Annotated in this window: 17 protein-coding genes; 5 read left to right on the forward strand and 12 right to left on the reverse strand. The window is 67.6% G+C overall.

What is annotated here, in order from left to right; genetic code table 11:
- Nucleotides 1–55: 55 nt before the first annotated feature.
- Together ACN5KJ_RS13215 and ACN5KJ_RS13220 are read right to left on the reverse strand one after the other, a co-directional pair.
- Nucleotides 56–817: an ABC transporter permease gene (locus ACN5KJ_RS13215; protein ID WP_206563188.1), complete on the reverse strand. Its 762-nt coding sequence runs from the start codon at nt 815–817 to the stop codon at nt 56–58.
- Nucleotides 814–1,758: an ABC transporter ATP-binding protein gene (locus ACN5KJ_RS13220; RefSeq protein ID WP_347166616.1), complete on the reverse strand. Its 945-nt coding sequence runs from the start codon at nt 1,756–1,758 to the stop codon at nt 814–816. Before ACN5KJ_RS13220 ends, ACN5KJ_RS13215 begins: the two co-directional genes overlap by 4 nt.
- 136 nt (nt 1,759–1,894) lie before the next feature.
- Here ACN5KJ_RS13220 and ACN5KJ_RS13225 point away from each other — a divergent pair, with 136 nt between their 5' ends.
- Nucleotides 1,895–2,869 (forward strand): DMT family transporter, encoded by a 975-nt coding sequence (locus tag ACN5KJ_RS13225; RefSeq protein WP_418594523.1) that lies wholly within the window; start codon nt 1,895–1,897, stop codon nt 2,867–2,869.
- A gap of 107 nt (nt 2,870–2,976) precedes the next feature.
- On the opposite strand, the gene hemE is transcribed toward ACN5KJ_RS13225, so the two are convergent.
- Nucleotides 2,977–4,005, reverse strand: coding sequence for a uroporphyrinogen decarboxylase (gene hemE, locus ACN5KJ_RS13230; protein ID WP_418594524.1), 1,029 nt, complete (start codon nt 4,003–4,005; stop codon nt 2,977–2,979).
- Between the two features lie 158 nt (nt 4,006–4,163).
- Between hemE and hemC the strand changes: the two genes are divergently transcribed.
- Nucleotides 4,164–5,117 carry a hydroxymethylbilane synthase gene (hemC, locus tag ACN5KJ_RS13235; protein WP_418594526.1) on the forward strand — a complete coding sequence of 318 codons (954 nt, stop codon included), beginning with the start codon at nt 4,164–4,166 and terminating at the stop codon, nt 5,115–5,117.
- Nucleotides 5,118–5,184: 67 nt separating this feature from the next.
- Here the strand turns inward: hemC and ACN5KJ_RS13240 are convergent, their stop codons facing one another.
- Nucleotides 5,185–6,168 (reverse strand): NAD(P)H-quinone oxidoreductase, encoded by a 984-nt coding sequence (locus tag ACN5KJ_RS13240; RefSeq protein ID WP_418594527.1) that lies wholly within the window; start codon nt 6,166–6,168, stop codon nt 5,185–5,187.
- A gap of 139 nt (nt 6,169–6,307) precedes the next feature.
- Complete coding sequence (locus tag ACN5KJ_RS13245; protein ID WP_418594529.1) at nt 6,308–6,988, reverse strand: COQ9 family protein; 681 nt, start codon at nt 6,986–6,988, stop codon at nt 6,308–6,310.
- A gap of 112 nt (nt 6,989–7,100) precedes the next feature.
- Between ACN5KJ_RS13245 and rpsU the strand changes: the two genes are divergently transcribed.
- Nucleotides 7,101–7,307 carry a 30S ribosomal protein S21 gene (gene rpsU / locus ACN5KJ_RS13250; RefSeq protein ID WP_005614280.1) on the forward strand — a complete coding sequence of 69 codons (207 nt, stop codon included), beginning with the start codon at nt 7,101–7,103 and terminating at the stop codon, nt 7,305–7,307.
- Between the two features lie 185 nt (nt 7,308–7,492).
- Here the strand turns inward: rpsU and ACN5KJ_RS13255 are convergent, their stop codons facing one another.
- The 5 genes from ACN5KJ_RS13255 to ACN5KJ_RS13275 form a co-directional block, all read right to left on the reverse strand.
- Complete coding sequence (locus ACN5KJ_RS13255) at nt 7,493–8,053, reverse strand: F0F1 ATP synthase subunit B (RefSeq protein ID WP_206563182.1); 561 nt, start codon at nt 8,051–8,053, stop codon at nt 7,493–7,495.
- Nucleotides 8,054–8,059: 6 nt separating this feature from the next.
- Nucleotides 8,060–8,623, reverse strand: a complete 564-nt coding sequence (locus ACN5KJ_RS13260) for a F0F1 ATP synthase subunit B' (RefSeq protein WP_206563181.1) — start codon at nt 8,621–8,623, stop codon at nt 8,060–8,062.
- 101 nt (nt 8,624–8,724) lie between these two features.
- Complete coding sequence (locus ACN5KJ_RS13265) at nt 8,725–8,949, reverse strand: F0F1 ATP synthase subunit C (RefSeq protein WP_005981269.1); 225 nt, start codon at nt 8,947–8,949, stop codon at nt 8,725–8,727.
- A gap of 75 nt (nt 8,950–9,024) precedes the next feature.
- On the reverse strand, nt 9,025–9,837 hold the full coding sequence (locus tag ACN5KJ_RS13270; protein ID WP_347166611.1) for a F0F1 ATP synthase subunit A: 813 nt from the start codon (nt 9,835–9,837) through the stop codon (nt 9,025–9,027).
- Between the two features lie 3 nt (nt 9,838–9,840).
- Nucleotides 9,841–10,203 carry an AtpZ/AtpI family protein gene (locus tag ACN5KJ_RS13275; protein ID WP_418594534.1) on the reverse strand — a complete coding sequence of 121 codons (363 nt, stop codon included), beginning with the start codon at nt 10,201–10,203 and terminating at the stop codon, nt 9,841–9,843.
- A 274-nt stretch (nt 10,204–10,477) separates the two neighbouring features.
- Here ACN5KJ_RS13275 and ACN5KJ_RS13280 point away from each other — a divergent pair, with 274 nt between their 5' ends.
- Nucleotides 10,478–10,807, forward strand: coding sequence for a metalloregulator ArsR/SmtB family transcription factor (locus tag ACN5KJ_RS13280; protein ID WP_347166609.1), 330 nt, complete (start codon nt 10,478–10,480; stop codon nt 10,805–10,807).
- A gap of 446 nt (nt 10,808–11,253) precedes the next feature.
- On the opposite strand, the gene ACN5KJ_RS13285 is transcribed toward ACN5KJ_RS13280, so the two are convergent.
- Together ACN5KJ_RS13285 and ACN5KJ_RS13290 are read right to left on the reverse strand one after the other, a co-directional pair.
- Complete coding sequence (locus ACN5KJ_RS13285) at nt 11,254–12,144, reverse strand: DMT family transporter (RefSeq protein ID WP_418594536.1); 891 nt, start codon at nt 12,142–12,144, stop codon at nt 11,254–11,256.
- Nucleotides 12,141–13,022 (reverse strand): LysR family transcriptional regulator, encoded by an 882-nt coding sequence (locus ACN5KJ_RS13290; protein ID WP_347166607.1) that lies wholly within the window; start codon nt 13,020–13,022, stop codon nt 12,141–12,143. Before ACN5KJ_RS13290 ends, ACN5KJ_RS13285 begins: the two co-directional genes overlap by 4 nt.
- A 108-nt stretch (nt 13,023–13,130) precedes the next feature.
- On the opposite strand from ACN5KJ_RS13290, the gene ACN5KJ_RS13295 reads away from it, so the two are divergent.
- Nucleotides 13,131–13,712 carry an FMN-dependent NADH-azoreductase gene (locus ACN5KJ_RS13295; protein ID WP_418594538.1) on the forward strand — a complete coding sequence of 194 codons (582 nt, stop codon included), beginning with the start codon at nt 13,131–13,133 and terminating at the stop codon, nt 13,710–13,712.
- Nucleotides 13,713–13,743 lie beyond the last annotated feature (31 nt).

A 13,743-nucleotide genomic window follows, 5' to 3' on the forward strand; every position in this document is an offset into this window, starting at 1 on the left:
GGCCAGGCACCACGACACCCCACGGGGCGGGTCTCGCCCGCCCCGGACGGCGCCCTCAGCTGCGGATTCGCCAGCCGGTGCGGAAGATCCACCAGATCACCCCGAGACAGAGCGCCGTGAAGCCGAGGATTGCCAGCAGCGACAGGCCCACGGGCACATCCGCCATGCCGAAGAAGCTCCAGCGGAAGCCGGACACGAGGTAGACCACCGGGTTGAACAGCGTCACCGTCTGCCATGCCGGCGGCAGCATCGAGATCGAATAGAAGGACCCGCCAAGGAAGACCAGCGGCGTCACCACCAGAAGCGGCACCAGTTGCAGCTGCTCGAAGCTTTTTGCCCAGATGCCGATGATGAAGCCCAGAAGCGAGAAGCTGATGCAGGTCAGCACCAGGAAGGCCAGCATCGCCACCGGGTGCAGGATCTGCAGGTCGACGAAAAGCGCCGAGGTCGCAAGGATCACCACCCCGATGAACAGCGCCTTGGTCGCCGCCGCGCCGACATAGCCCAGCACGATTTCCAGGAAGTTGATCGGCGCCGAGAGCAATTCGTAGATCGTGCCGATGAATTTCGGGAAGTAGATCGCGAAGGAGGCGTTCGAGATCGCCTGGCTCATGACGCTCAGCATGATCAGGCCCGGCACGATGAAGGCGCCATAGCTGACGCCCTCGACCTCGTCGATGCGCGACCCGATGGCGGCGCCGAAAACGACGAAATACAGCGAGGTCGAGATCACCGGAGAGATGAAGCTTTGCAGGATGGTGCGGAAGAACCGCGCCATCTCGAAGCGGTAGATCGACAGGACGGCGGTCCAGTTCATGCCGCATCCTCCTGACCGGAGGCCTGCTCGGCGACGAGTTTCACGAAGATATCCTCCAGCGAATTCTGCGCGGTCGACACGTCGCGCACCGCCAGCCCTGCCTCCGACAGGGCTGCCATCAGCCGCCCGATGCCGGTGCGGTCGGCCTGCGTGTCATAAGCATAGGTCAGCGCCTGCCCGTCCTGCGACAGGGTCAGGTCATGGTCCGCCAGCGTCCCGGGGATCTCCGCGATCGGCTCGTAGAGGTCGATCCGCAGCTCCTTGCGGCCCATGCGGGTCATCAGGCTGGCCTTGTCCTCGACCAACAGCACCTGCCCCTTGTTGATCACAGCGATGCGGTCGGCGATGGCCTCGGCCTCTTCGATGTAATGGGTGGTCAGGATGATCGTCACGCCCTGCGCCTTCAGCTCGGCCACGATGTTCCACATGTCGCGCCGCAGTTCCACGTCGACGCCCGCGGTCGGCTCGTCGAGGAACAGCACCCGGGGCTCATGCGCCAGCGCCTTGGCGATCAGCACCCGGCGCTTCATGCCGCCCGACAGCTCCTTCACCTGCGCATCGCGCTTGCCCCACAGCGACAGCTGCCGCAGCAGCCTTTCCTGCAACTCCGCATCGTGGCGCTTGCCGAACAGCCCGCGCGAGAACCGCACCGTGTTGTGGACCTTCTCGAAGGGTTCCAGGTTGATCTCCTGCGGGACCAGCCCGATCAGGTTGCGCGCGGCGCGGTAATCCGTGACCACGTCATGGCCACCCACGGAAATCGACCCCGAACTCGGCACCGTGATGCCGCAGATCGCCGAGATCAGCGTTGTCTTGCCCGCCCCGTTGGGGCCGAGCAGGGCAAGGATCTCGCCCTCTTCGATCTGCAGAGAGGCGCCCTTCAGCGCCTCGAACCCGCCGTCGTAAACCTTCCGCACATCGCGGACATCGACCATGGCCATCCTCGGGCCTCCGTTCTCAAGTGTGGGCGAAAACTAGACGGATCGGTTCGCCATGCAAGGCACAGGATCTGTGCAGCTGCCAGTTTCTGTCGCTTTCGGGATAGCGCGGCGCCGCGCCAGCGCGTAGCCCGGGGGCATGACCCAAGCCACGGACCGCCCGACGCTGGGGATCGCGCTGATCTGCCTCGGCGTCGCGGTGATCTCTGTGAACGACCTGCTGATCAAGGTGCTGTCGGCGGGATACCCGCTGCACCAGATGGTGTTCTTCCGCTCCGCCATCGGCCTGGTCTTCACCATGGGCTTCGTCATGGCCGAAGGCGGGCCCTCCATCCTGCGCACGAAGACCCCCGCCATCCACGCCCTGCGCGGCGCACTGGTGGTCGGCGCCAACATGACCTTCTACGCCGCCGTCGCGGTGCTGCCGCTGGCGCAGGCCACGGCGCTGTTCTTCGTGGCGCCGCTGTTTATCACGCTGCTGTCGATCCCGATGCTGGGCGAAAAGGTCGGCGCGCCGCGCCTGACCGCCGTGCTGATCGGCCTGATCGGCGTCGCCCTCATGCAACAGCCGTGGACGTCCGACCCCGGGGTCTCGCGCCTCGTGCTGCTGCTGCCGGTGATCGCGGCGCTGCTCTACGCGCTGATGCAGGTGCTGACGCGCCGCCTTGGCGTGACGACCCGGGCCTCGGCCATGGCGGTCTACACGCAGGGCACCTTCCTCATTGTCTCGGCGGGCTTCTTCCTCGTGGCGGGCGACGGCCGCTTCGCCGAGGCCACGACAAACGAAAGCCTGACCTTCCTGCTGCGCGCCTGGCAATGGCCCGCGCCGGGCGACTGGCCGGTCTTCCTGGGCCTCGGGCTATGCTCGGGCGTCGTGGGCTACTGCCTCAGCGCCGCCTACCGCATGGCCAATGCCGCCGTGATCGCGCCCTTCGAATACATCGGCCTGCCGCTGGCCATCCTCTGGGGCTGGTCCGTCTTCGGCGAATGGCCCTCTGCCGCCACATGGGCCGGCTGCGCCCTGATCGTCGGCGCGGGCCTCTTCGTCTTCATCCGCGAACAGCAGAAATCCGCGCCCGCCCCCGGCCGCCGCGTCCGCTGGGGCCGCCGGTAGAAACCGAACGGCCAGGCGAAGGGCCACCCGGCGCCCGAGGCGCCCCCGTTTCTTCTGTCCCCAAATATCCCCGGGGGAGCGAAGCGGGGGCAGAGCCCCCACCGCCTTCACGTCCCGCGCACCGTATCGATCATCAGCTGCACGTTCTCCGGCTTCGCGTCCGGCGTGATCCCGTGGCCCAGGTTGAAGATATGCGGGCCGCCCGAGAAGGCCTCGACCACGCGGCGCGTCTCGCGCACCAGGTCCTCGCCGCCGGTGACCATATGGGCACTGGCAAGGTTGCCCTGCACGCAGCCCGAAACCTGCACCTTTTCCGCCGCCCATTCCGGCGTCACGGAGTTGTCCAGCGCCACGCAATCGGCGCCCGTCGCCTCGTGGAAGCCGATATAGCCCTCGCCCGCCTCGCGCGGGAAGGCGATGACCGGCAGGCCGGGGAAGCGCGATTTCAGCTCCTGCGTGATGATCCGCGCGGGCTCCAGCGCGTAGCGGCGGAAGTCCTCGCCGTTCAGCGATCCGGCCCAGCTGTCGAAGAGCTTCACCACCTCGGCGCCCGCCTTCACCTGTTCCGACAGGTAGTCGATGGTGCTCTCGGTCAGCCGCTCGATCAGCGCCTCGAAGAGCGGGCGGTTCTCGGATTTCAGCGCATGCGCCGGCCCCTGGTCCCTGGTCCCCTGCCCGGCGATCATATAGGTCGCCACGGTCCAGGGCGCCCCGGCGAAGCCGATCAGCGTCACGTCCTCCGGCAGCCGTTGCGACAGGTTGCGCACCGTCTGGTAGATCGGCGACAGCCTGTCGTGGATCATCTCGCCCCGGCCCAGCTTGTCGAAATCCGCCTGCGTGGTCACGGTCGACAGCCGCGGCCCCTCGCCGGTGACGAACCACAGGTCGGCCCCCAGCGCCTGCGGCAAGAGCAGGATGTCGGCAAACAGGATCGCCGCGTCAAAGCCGTAGCGCCGCAGCGGCTGCAAGGTGACCTCGGTGGCCAGCTCGGGGTTGTAGCACAGCGACAGGAAGTCCCCGGCCTCGGCGCGGGTGGCCTTGTATTCGGGCAGGTAACGCCCGGCCTGCCGCATCATCCAGATCGGCGGCACCGGAAGGGTTTCGCCCGCGAGGGCCCGCAGGATGGTTTTCGTCATGCTCTGTACCTCTCTCTTGGCCACGGGTCTCGGCCCTGCCCGCGCGCGTGTCAAGCCGCGCGCCCCCGGGCAAGGTAACCCGGGCCTCCTCCGGGCCAAGGTGTCGCAGGGCAAAGCCCGTGTTCCCTTTCCCCGCGACCCGCGCTAAGCCATGGCCCATGACCGATCTGCCCACCCTCGACGCCCCGCTTCGCATCGGCACCCGCGGCTCTCCGCTGGCGCTGGCCCAGGCCTATGAAACCCGCGCACGCCTCGCCACGGCCCATGGCCTGACGGAAGAGGCCTTCGAGATCGTGGTGATCAAGACCACCGGCGACAACCGCGCCATGATCGAGGCCGACCGCCCGCTGAAAGAGATCGGCAACAAGGGTCTGTTCACCCGCGAGATCGAGGAACAGCTGGCGGCGGGCGATATCGACATCGCCGTGCATTCCATGAAGGACATGCCGACCGAGCAGCCCCCGGGCCTTGTGCTGGACTGCTACCTGCCGCGCGAGGACGTGCGCGACGCCTTCATCAGCCCGGCGGGCGGCGGCATCGCGGGGCTGCCGCAGGGCGCGGTGGTAGGAACCTCGTCGCTGCGCCGCCGCGCGCAACTGCTGCACCGGCGGCCCGACCTGACAGTGGTCGAGTTCCGCGGCAACCTGCAGACCCGCCTGAAGAAGCTGGAAGACGGGGTCGCACAGGCAACCTTCCTCGCCTGCGCCGGGCTGAAGCGCATGGGGCTGACCGAGGTGCCCGCCACCCCGATCGCACCCGAGGACATGCTGCCCGCCATCGCGCAGGGCGCCATCGGGATCGAACGCCGCGCCGAGGATGCCCGCGTGGCGGTGATGCTGGCCGCGATCCACGACACCCCCACGGCGCAGCGCCTTGCCGCGGAACGCGCCTTCCTTGCCGCGCTGGACGGGTCCTGCGAGACGCCGATTGCCGGGCTGGCAGAGCTTGACGGCGACAGGCTGCACCTGCGCGGGCAGGTCCTGCGGCCCGACGGTTCCGTCGCCCACGCCGGCACACGCAGCGGCCCCGTAGCCGAGGGCGCCGCCATGGGCCGCGCCCTTGCCGCAGAGCTTCTGGAGCGGGCCGGACCCGGCTTCTTCGACTGGCGCTGAACCCGCAGGGCGGGTCGGTGACCCGCCTGCGCCCTGCATGGGTGGGTCACAGACCCACCCGAGCCGGTCACGCCACCTTCAGGACAATCTTGCCGATATGGGTGGAGCCTTCCATCCGCGCATGCGCCTCGGCGGCCTTGTCCAGCGGGAACTCGGAATCCATCACCGGCGCGATCCGCCCGGTCGAAAGGATCGGCCAGACCTCGGCGCGCAACGCCTCGGCGATGCGGGCCTTGGCCAGGTCGCTCTGCGGCCGCAGGGTCGAGCCGGTGATCGTCAGGCGGCGCGTCATGACCTGCGCGAAGTTCAGCGCCACCTTCGGGCCCTGCAGGAAGGCGATCTGCACCAGCCGCCCGTCGTCGGCGAGGGCCTTCACGTTGCGGGGCAGGTAATCGCCGCCGACCATGTCGAGGATCAGGTCCGCGCCGCCCTCGGCACGCAGGATCTCGACGAAATCCTCCTCGCGGTAGTTGATCGCCCGTTCGGCGCCGAGCCCGGTACAGGCCGCGCATTTATCCGCCGATCCCGCCGTGGCGAAGACCCGCGCGCCGAAATGCGCCGCGAGCTGGATCGCCGTGGTGCCGATGCCGCTGGACCCGCCGTGCACGAGGAAGCGTTCGCCGGCGCGCAATCCGCCGCGCTGGAAGACATTGGTCCAGACGGTGAAGAAGGTTTCCGGCAGGCAGGCCGCCTGTTTCAGGTCCATGCCCTCGGGCACCGGCAGGCAATGCGCGGCGGGCGTGGCCACGTATTCCGCGTAGCCGCCACCGGGCAGCAGCGCGCAGACCTGCATGCCGACCTGCGGCCAGTCCACCCCCGCACCCACGGCCACCACCTCGCCAGAGGCCTCGAGCCCGGGCAGGTCCGAGGCGCCGGGGGGTGGGGCGTAGCTGCCCGCGCGCTGCAGCGCATCCGGTCGGTTGACCCCGGCGTAGGCGGTGCGGATCACCACCTGCCCGGCGGCGGGGCGCGGCACGGGCCGCGTGGTCAGGCGCAGGACCTCCGGTCCGCCCGCTTCGGTGATTTCTATGGCGCGCATGGTATCTGTCATGGATCGGCTCCGTTTCTTTCAGTGCTATCAGCTGCTGCGCCGGTGGCAAGGCAGCGACCGGGGGCCAGCCCCCGGACCCCCGAGGGTATTTTTACCAAGAAGAAGCACAGGGGGCTGGATCGTCTGGGGCGGCGGCGCGTCAGGCCAGGGGGCGGCCGCCCGGAAGATCGTCGCGCCGCTGCGCTGCGGGCGGGCGGATCCGTTCCATCAGCTTCAGCGGCCCGGCCAGGAGCGTGCCGAGGACGCGGTTGTCGCGCAGCTGGGCCTTGGCCTTCTCGATCTGCATGACGTCCGCTATGCGGCGGTCGAGGAAGGCCCAGGTATCGGCATGATCGGGCGAGTCGTCCCCCAGCCAGTACAGCACCGTGGCGCCGTAGACGCCCGACAGAGTCGCCCGCTTGGTGTACCAGTTCACGTCGTCGGCAGTATCGCCCAGAGCCGTCCAGATGGCATCCGCCGTGCCCCAGAGCAGCCGGGCGCCTTCCGGCGCGTGGTGGGGCAGAGAGAACAGGGTCGTGCCGCGGCGCACCACCTCCCTGTCGCCGGCCTGTTCCAGCCGCAGGCGCACCGCATGGGCCACCTTGTCGCGGAAGCGCATGCCCTCGAGATCGGCGCCGGACAGCGCCTGTACCATGGCCGCGTCGCCCCGGCGGTGATAGGCTGCGGCGAGGTCCAGGGCGCCGCGCGGCACGAGGCCCCGCCCCACCACCGGGTCGACACCGGCCTCGGCCAGCGCGGCGCGGAAGGCGGTTTCGGTCCAGCCGTCGAAGGGCACATGGGGCAGGATGGCGTCCAGCAGGCGGTCGGTCGTGTCTGGCATGGCGGTCTCCTTGGGTCGCAGCGCTCGTACTGGACAAATAGGGCATTGCTTGCTATACGGCCACCTCCTGCAATTCCTTGCAACTTCAATCTAGAAAGGTGGTGACAACCACATGCAGGTCAGTGTTCGCGACAACAATGTCGATCAGGCGCTCCGTGCCCTGAAGAAAAAGCTGCAGCGCGAAGGCGTTTTCCGCGAAATGAAGCTCAAGCAGCATTTCGAGAAACCCTCCGAGAAGAAGGCCCGTGAAAAGGCCGAGGCGATTCGCCGCGCCCGCAAGCTGGCTCGTAAAAAGGCCCAGCGCGAAGGGCTCCTCTGAGCTAAAGCGCCGTCTTCAGCACTGAAGTCACACGACGACCCCCGGGGCCTAGGCCTTTCGGGGGTTTGTCATTTTCAGGGGGCCGGTTCAGGGGCGCCCCGTGTTGCCCCCCGCCCCCACACAGCAAAAGACCCGGCCTTCGCGGGAAGGCCGGGTCTTTTTGTGTCGGGATGCCGGACGGCGGATCAGTGCAGCTTGGCACCCACCGTCGCGATCGAATCGTCGATGAGCCGGTTGCGGTCCTCGGCGCTCATCTGCTCGGCAACCACCTCGCGGGCAGCGGCCACGGCCACGGCGGCGGCGCGGTCGCGCACATCCTTGATGGCCGAGGCTTCGGCAGAGGCGATCTGCGACTCGGCGGCCTGCAGGCGGCGCTCGATGGAGAGCTTCAGGTCCTCGCGGGCCTGAACGGCGGCCTGCTCGGCCTCTGCCTTGGCATGGGCGACGATGCGGTCGGCCTGCTCCTGGGTTTCGCGGCTCTTGCGCTCATAGGAGGCCAGAAGCGCCTGCGCCTCTTCACGCAGGGTGCGGGCCTCGTCCAGTTCCGACTGGATGTCCGTGGCGCGCTTGTCCAGCAGCTTGCCCAGCATGCCGGGCACCTTGAAGTAGACCAGCACGGCGAGGAACAGGATGAAGGCGATCAGCACCACGAAGTCGGTGTTGGCCAGCGAGAAGAAGGGGCCGGACGCAGCCTGTGCCGGTGCGGCGATCAGGGTGGCGGGGGCGAGAATGGCAAGCTTTTTCATCGCGGTTCAGCCTTTCATGCGGGCGTCGACGGCGGCGTCGATGCGGGCCTGATCCGGCTTGTGACCCAGCGCCTGCACGATGGCGGCGGCGGTGTCCTTGGCGACGACCTGCACGTTCTCCAGCGCGCTTGCGCGGATCTCGGCGATCGCCTGCTCGGATTCGGCGGATTTCGCGGCGATCTCTGCGTCGGCCTTCTCGATGGCCTTGGCGAGGTCCGCCTTGATGTCGTCGCGGGTCTTCTGCGCGATCACCTGCGCTTCGGTGCGGGCGTCGGCGAGGGCCTTGTCATAGGCCTTTTCCGCCTCTTCTGCCTTGCGCTTCAGCGCTTCGGCGGCGGCGATGTCGTTCGAGATCGTCCCCTGACGCTCGGCCAGGACAGAGGCGATGCGGGGCAGCGCGATGCGTGCCAGAATGAAGTAGATCACCACCAGCGTGATGATCAGCCAGAACACCTGGTTGCCGATCCATTCGCCGCAAAGCTGCGGCATGCCGATGGCAGACCCGTATGAATCGACGCAGGCGCTGACGGCCTGTGCGGCGTGATCGGCCCCGGGGGTTTCAGTCGCCATGTTGTCCTCCGTCGGAAGGGATTTCGGGATCGTCGTCCGGGCGATTCAGGGCATTTGGCCCCGAACCGCCCGCGCGTAAGGATCAGTCGGAAAAGACTGGCTTAGACGGCGAACATCAGCAGCAGCGAAACGAGGAAGGCGAAGATGCCCAGCGCTTCCGCGAATGCGATGCCGATGAAGAGGGTCGCGGTCTGCGAGGCAGCCGCCGAGGGGTTGCGCAGAGCGCCGGCAAGGAAGTTGCCAGCCACGTTGCCCACACCGATTGCGGCTGCGCCGGAACCGATTGCTGCGAGGCCTGCGCCGATGTGTGCGAGATCGCCTTCCATGTGAATTCTCCTTACGATTGGAAGTGGATGGATCGGGTTGTTCAGTGGGGTGGACGGGCCCGCGGCCCATCGCCCTTAGTGATGCGGATGCAGCGCGTCTTTCAGGTAGACGCAGGTCAGGATCGTGAAGACGTAGGCCTGAATGAAGGCCACAAGGATCTCCAGCCCGTACATCGCGACGATGGCGACGATGGCGATGGGCGAGACCGCGACGATGGCCGCGAAGCCCGCGAAGACCTTGATCACCGCGTGACCGGCCATCAGGTTGCCGGCAAGACGGATCGAGTGGCTGACCGGACGCACGAAGTACGAGATGATCTCGATGATGGCGAGGATCGGTCGCAGCGCCAGCGGCGCCGAGGCGACCCAGAACAGCGACAGGAAGCCCGCGCCGTTCTTGACGAAGCCCAGCACCGTCACGGTCAGGAAGACCGCCAGCGCCAGCACCACGGTCACGGCGAAATGCGAGGTGGTGGTGAAGGACATCGGCAGCAGGCCAAGGAAGTTGGCGAAGACGATGAACATGAACAGCGTCATGATGTACGGGAAGTACTTCAGGCCGTCCTTGCCGGTCACGTCCTCGACCATCTTGTGGACGAAGCCATAGGCCAGCTCGGCGATGGACTGGCTGCGCGAGGGCACGACGGCGCGGCGCGAGGTGCCCAGCACCATCAGGCCGAAGATCGCGACGATCGCGAGGAACAGCCAGAGCGTCACGTTGGTGATGGTGAACATTCCCACTTCGCCATAGCCGAAGAGCGGCTTGACGATGAACTGGTCCATCGGGTGGAACACGAGGCTGGAGCCGCCGTCAGCCGCCGCAGCGTCCGCTGCGTGGGCCACATTTGCGGCCACGTCCGCCGCGTGGGTGTCCGTCTCTGTCGCCATCTGTCACTTCCCCTCGTGCTCGCCCCCGTCGGGGCCGCCTGTCTTGTCCCGGGCCGCCTGCGCGCCCATCTGTGTCGCCTGGACCTCTTTCGCGGTCCGCAGCATCACGTTGATGCCCGCCGCGACGCCCAGCAATGTAAACAGCACCATGAGAAACGGGGTGGTGCCGAAGGCGTAGTCCAGCCCGTATCCGATGCCAAAGCCGATCCCCAGACCGGCCACCATCTCTGTCACCATTCGCCAGGCAACCTGCGCCTGGCTGTAGTGCTCTTCCTGGTGGGACTTCTCGCTTTTCTGCGCCGCTTTCAGCGCCGAAAGCCGGGCATCCAGATCTTCTAACTGCCGTTTCGGATCGGGGTCGGCCACGCGGGAGGGTCCCTTCAGGTTCGCCATGGTGCTAAGCGGAGGGGCGCCCCGAGTCAACGCCGTGTTCGCCGCTGCGACCTTTTCCGCAAGATGTTGATACTGAACGACTTCCCAGGCCACACTCAAGAGCCACGACCGGCCGGAGAGGCGCAGCCGCCCGCCCTACGCGCCGTCCGGCATATTCAACCGCAGAGTTGAGCGTGCGGCACCCCCGCCACCGGGCCAGCCCAGGCATGCTCTAGGCAGACCCGTCGTTTGCCGCTATCGCAGGGTCATGAGCACCCGCCTCGATATCGTCTTTGCCGCCCTTGCGGACCCCACGCGCCGCCGCATCCTGACGATGCTGCTGGAGGACGACATGGCGGTAACGGATGTGGCCGAGCCCTTCGACGTCTCGCTCGCCGCGATCTCGAAGCACCTGGGCGTGCTGACCAACGCCGGTCTGATCAGTCAGGAAAAGCGCGGGCGCGTGAAGTGGTGCAAGCTGGAACCCGACGCGCTGCGCGATGCCTCGGTCTGGATGCAGGGCTTCGGACAGTTCGACCAGCTCGACCTCGACGGGTTCGAGCGTTTTCTGGAAAAGGAACTGCGCCAGCCGGATTGATGCCCCCTTGCCCCTGCCGGTCCCCGGCATCGGAAAAGGTGCAACCATGCGGCTAATCGGTAGAACGGGCGGCCCGGCCCTGTCGGCGCCGATCGCGGTGCCGCCCCGTCAGGCCCGCTCAGGCCCGCAGGGTGCAGGGCGCCAGGACCCGTACCGCCCGTCCCGACGCCGCAGCCTTGACGCTGCCGCCTTCAGGTTACGACGCAGGCATCGGGGGCTTTTGCAGGCACAGGACCGCATGGCCCGTTGGCGGCGCGCGACCCCGCCTTGGGGGGCTCGACACCACCAACCGCGGGCCGTCGGATCAGGCGAGGCCCGCAAGGCGGATCACCGCCACGACAACCACGACCAGACCGATGATGTAGATGATATTGCGCACCATGGTGCTGTCTCCCGTTCCATTTCTGCGGGGCCAACGCCGGACCGGGCCGCTTCGTTCCCGCCCGTCAGGCCGGGGCCTCTTCGTCCTTCAGAAGCAGCAGCAGCGAAAGCGCGGTCAGCGCCACGCCCGGCAGCACCAGCGCCGAAGGCACGCCGCGCCCAAGCGCCAGCTCCCACAGGATCACCCAGGACGGCACGATGTAGGTATAGGCCATCACCTTGGCCGAGGGCAGCCGCAGCGCGGCGTAGCGCAGGATCGTGAAACTCAGCGCCGTAGCGAGAAGCGTGACGTAAAGAAGCGTGACCCAGACCACCGGCGGCATCGCCGCCCAGTCGGTCGCCAGCACGCGCGGCCCGGCCCAAAGACACAGGATCACCGCCCCCGCCGTCACGATCCCCGCGTTGAAGGCCAGCGCGGGCTCTCCACGGCTGAGCTTGCGCAGCAGCGGCGCATAAAGCGCATGTGCGATGCAGCCCCAGAAATAGATCGCCTCGCCGCGCCCGACCTCGAAGGCCAGAAGCGCACCAAGGTCGGCCCGGAAGATCACCCACAGCGCCCCCAGCCCGCCCACGACGATGGCCAGCGCCATGCGCGCCGTCGTGACCTGCCGCAACAGCAGGTAGCCGAAGACCGCCGTCAGCGCCGGGTTCAGGGTAAAGACCGCCGCCATGCTGACCGGCTCGGCGGTCTTCAGCCCCTCGAACATGGTCACGAAGTAGAGCGCGAAAAGCCCCGCCAGGACAAAGTAGCGCCAAGGCGCCGCAGCGACCCTGCGCGAGACACCCCCGGTTGCCAGCGCCATGCCCCAGAGCAGCGCCGCCGCCAGTACGAAGCGCACCGCGTTCAGGACCGATGGCTCTATGTGGGGGCCGACCATGCTGCCCAGCGAGAAGGACCCGGCCACAACCGCCGCGTAGCCCAGCATCGCCGCATGGCCCTTTTGCGCCTCTGTCATTCCCGGCAGGTCTCTTCCGCGAAGGCCTTGAGGTGCTTCAGGAAGGCCTGAACCTTGGCCGTCCGGTGCAGATCGACATGGGTGACCAGCCAGAGGTTCGACTCCCAGGCCTCGTTGGGTCCGTGGATCAGTTCGAGGTCCGGGTGCTGCGCCGCGTCGCGCATGTTCAGAAAGCCCATTCCGGCCCCGGCCAGAACCGCCATGTCCATCACCCGCGGATCGCTGCTGCGAAAGACCACGCGATCGCGCGGCACTTTCTCGGCCAGCCAAAGCAGGAAGGGCGCGCGGCTGTCGGCATTGTCATGGGCCACGAATTCATGGCGGGCGAGGTCTTCCTCGCTTTCGGGGCGGCCCATCCGCGCGATATAGCCCTTGGTGGCATAAAGCCCGACCTGCTGCGCCTTGAACCGCTGCACCACATTGTCCGGCTCTTCCGGCGCCTTGCCCGCGCGCAGCGCCACATGGGCCTCGCCGTATTCCAGCCGGAACAGGCGCTCGCCGGTCAGGAAACGCACGGTCACCTCGGGGTAAGCCGCGCGGAAAGAGGTCAGCGCGGGCACCAGCAAGGGCGCGAAGGAGACCAGCGAGGTCACCACCAACTCGCCCGACACATCCGAGCCGCGTCCGCGTATCCGCCCCTCCAGCTGCTGAAGCTGGTCGTCGGTGGTCTGCGCGACGCGCAGGAGGTCGGTGCCCGCCTCGGTCGCGGTATAGCCACGGGCATGGCGCTGGAACAGCTTCACGCCCAGCCGCCCCTCCAGCGCGTCGATGTGACGGATCACCGTGGCGTGGTGAACGCCCAGCACCTCTGCCGCTCCGCTGACCGTTCCCAGTCGCGCCACCTGGTACGCGGTGCGCACCTCGTCCCAGTTTTCCATCTGGCCACCTGTGCAAGGATAAACACTCACCTTGCATTTGCGCCGATTGCGTTCGTGCACGCAAGGGGCAATCTATGCCGCAATTGCACAAGCCCCAACGAGGACACCATGACCGACACCCTCCTGCGTATCGACGCCTCTGCCCGCACCGAAGGCTCGACCAGCCGCGCCCTGACCGACCGCATCGCCGCCAAGCTGGCCCCGGCACGGACCGTCACGCGCGATCTGTCCGGCGGCCTGCCGCTGATCGACGCCAACTGGATCGCCGCGAATTTCACCCCCGAAGCGGACCGCACAGACGCGCACCGCGCCGCGCTGGCCCTGTCTGACGACCTGATCGCAGAGCTGAAGGCCGCCGACACCCTGCTGATCGGCGTGCCGGTCTACAACTTCGGCGTTCCCACGGGCCTGAAGGCCTGGGTCGATCAGGTGGCCCGCGCCGGTGTCACCTTCCGCTATACCGAGGCCGGCCCCGAAGGCCTGCTGAAAGGCAAGCGCGCCATCCTTGCCGTCGCCTCCGGCGGCACCGAGGTCGACAGCCCCATCGACTTCGCCACGCCCTACATGCGCCACATGCTGGGCTTCATGGGCATCACCGATATCCAGGTGGTGCGCTCGGACCGGCAGATGGTGGACGCCACGGCCTCTTCGGCCCGCGCCGACACCGATATCGAAGGCCTCGCCGCCTGACACCTGCACCCGCGCCGCGGGCCGGACCCGC

Source organism: Ponticoccus sp. (in: a-proteobacteria), assembly GCF_048381735.1.

What these genes read in the sequence shown, in the direction of transcription:
- ACN5KJ_RS13215 (WP_206563188.1), bottom strand. Translation starts at nt 817, where the DNA reads ATGAACTGGACCGCCGTCCTGTCGATCTACCGCTTCGAGATGGCGCGG.
- ACN5KJ_RS13220 (WP_347166616.1), bottom strand. Translation starts at nt 1,758, where the DNA reads ATGGCCATGGTCGATGTCCGCGATGTGCGGAAGGTTTACGACGGCGGG.
- ACN5KJ_RS13225 (WP_418594523.1), top strand. Translation starts at nt 1,895, where the DNA reads ATGACCCAAGCCACGGACCGCCCGACGCTGGGGATCGCGCTGATCTGC.
- hemE (WP_418594524.1), bottom strand. Translation starts at nt 4,005, where the DNA reads ATGACGAAAACCATCCTGCGGGCCCTCGCGGGCGAAACCCTTCCGGTG.
- hemC (WP_418594526.1), top strand. Translation starts at nt 4,164, where the DNA reads ATGACCGATCTGCCCACCCTCGACGCCCCGCTTCGCATCGGCACCCGC.
- ACN5KJ_RS13240 (WP_418594527.1), bottom strand. Translation starts at nt 6,168, where the DNA reads ATGACAGATACCATGCGCGCCATAGAAATCACCGAAGCGGGCGGACCG.
- ACN5KJ_RS13245 (WP_418594529.1), bottom strand. Translation starts at nt 6,988, where the DNA reads ATGCCAGACACGACCGACCGCCTGCTGGACGCCATCCTGCCCCATGTG.
- rpsU (WP_005614280.1), top strand. Translation starts at nt 7,101, where the DNA reads ATGCAGGTCAGTGTTCGCGACAACAATGTCGATCAGGCGCTCCGTGCC.
- ACN5KJ_RS13255 (WP_206563182.1), bottom strand. Translation starts at nt 8,053, where the DNA reads ATGAAAAAGCTTGCCATTCTCGCCCCCGCCACCCTGATCGCCGCACCG.
- ACN5KJ_RS13260 (WP_206563181.1), bottom strand. Translation starts at nt 8,623, where the DNA reads ATGGCGACTGAAACCCCCGGGGCCGATCACGCCGCACAGGCCGTCAGC.
- ACN5KJ_RS13265 (WP_005981269.1), bottom strand. Translation starts at nt 8,949, where the DNA reads ATGGAAGGCGATCTCGCACACATCGGCGCAGGCCTCGCAGCAATCGGT.
- ACN5KJ_RS13270 (WP_347166611.1), bottom strand. Translation starts at nt 9,837, where the DNA reads ATGGCGACAGAGACGGACACCCACGCGGCGGACGTGGCCGCAAATGTG.
- ACN5KJ_RS13280 (WP_347166609.1), top strand. Translation starts at nt 10,478, where the DNA reads ATGAGCACCCGCCTCGATATCGTCTTTGCCGCCCTTGCGGACCCCACG.
- ACN5KJ_RS13285 (WP_418594536.1), bottom strand. Translation starts at nt 12,144, where the DNA reads ATGACAGAGGCGCAAAAGGGCCATGCGGCGATGCTGGGCTACGCGGCG.
- ACN5KJ_RS13290 (WP_347166607.1), bottom strand. Translation starts at nt 13,022, where the DNA reads ATGGAAAACTGGGACGAGGTGCGCACCGCGTACCAGGTGGCGCGACTG.
- ACN5KJ_RS13295 (WP_418594538.1), top strand. Translation starts at nt 13,131, where the DNA reads ATGACCGACACCCTCCTGCGTATCGACGCCTCTGCCCGCACCGAAGGC.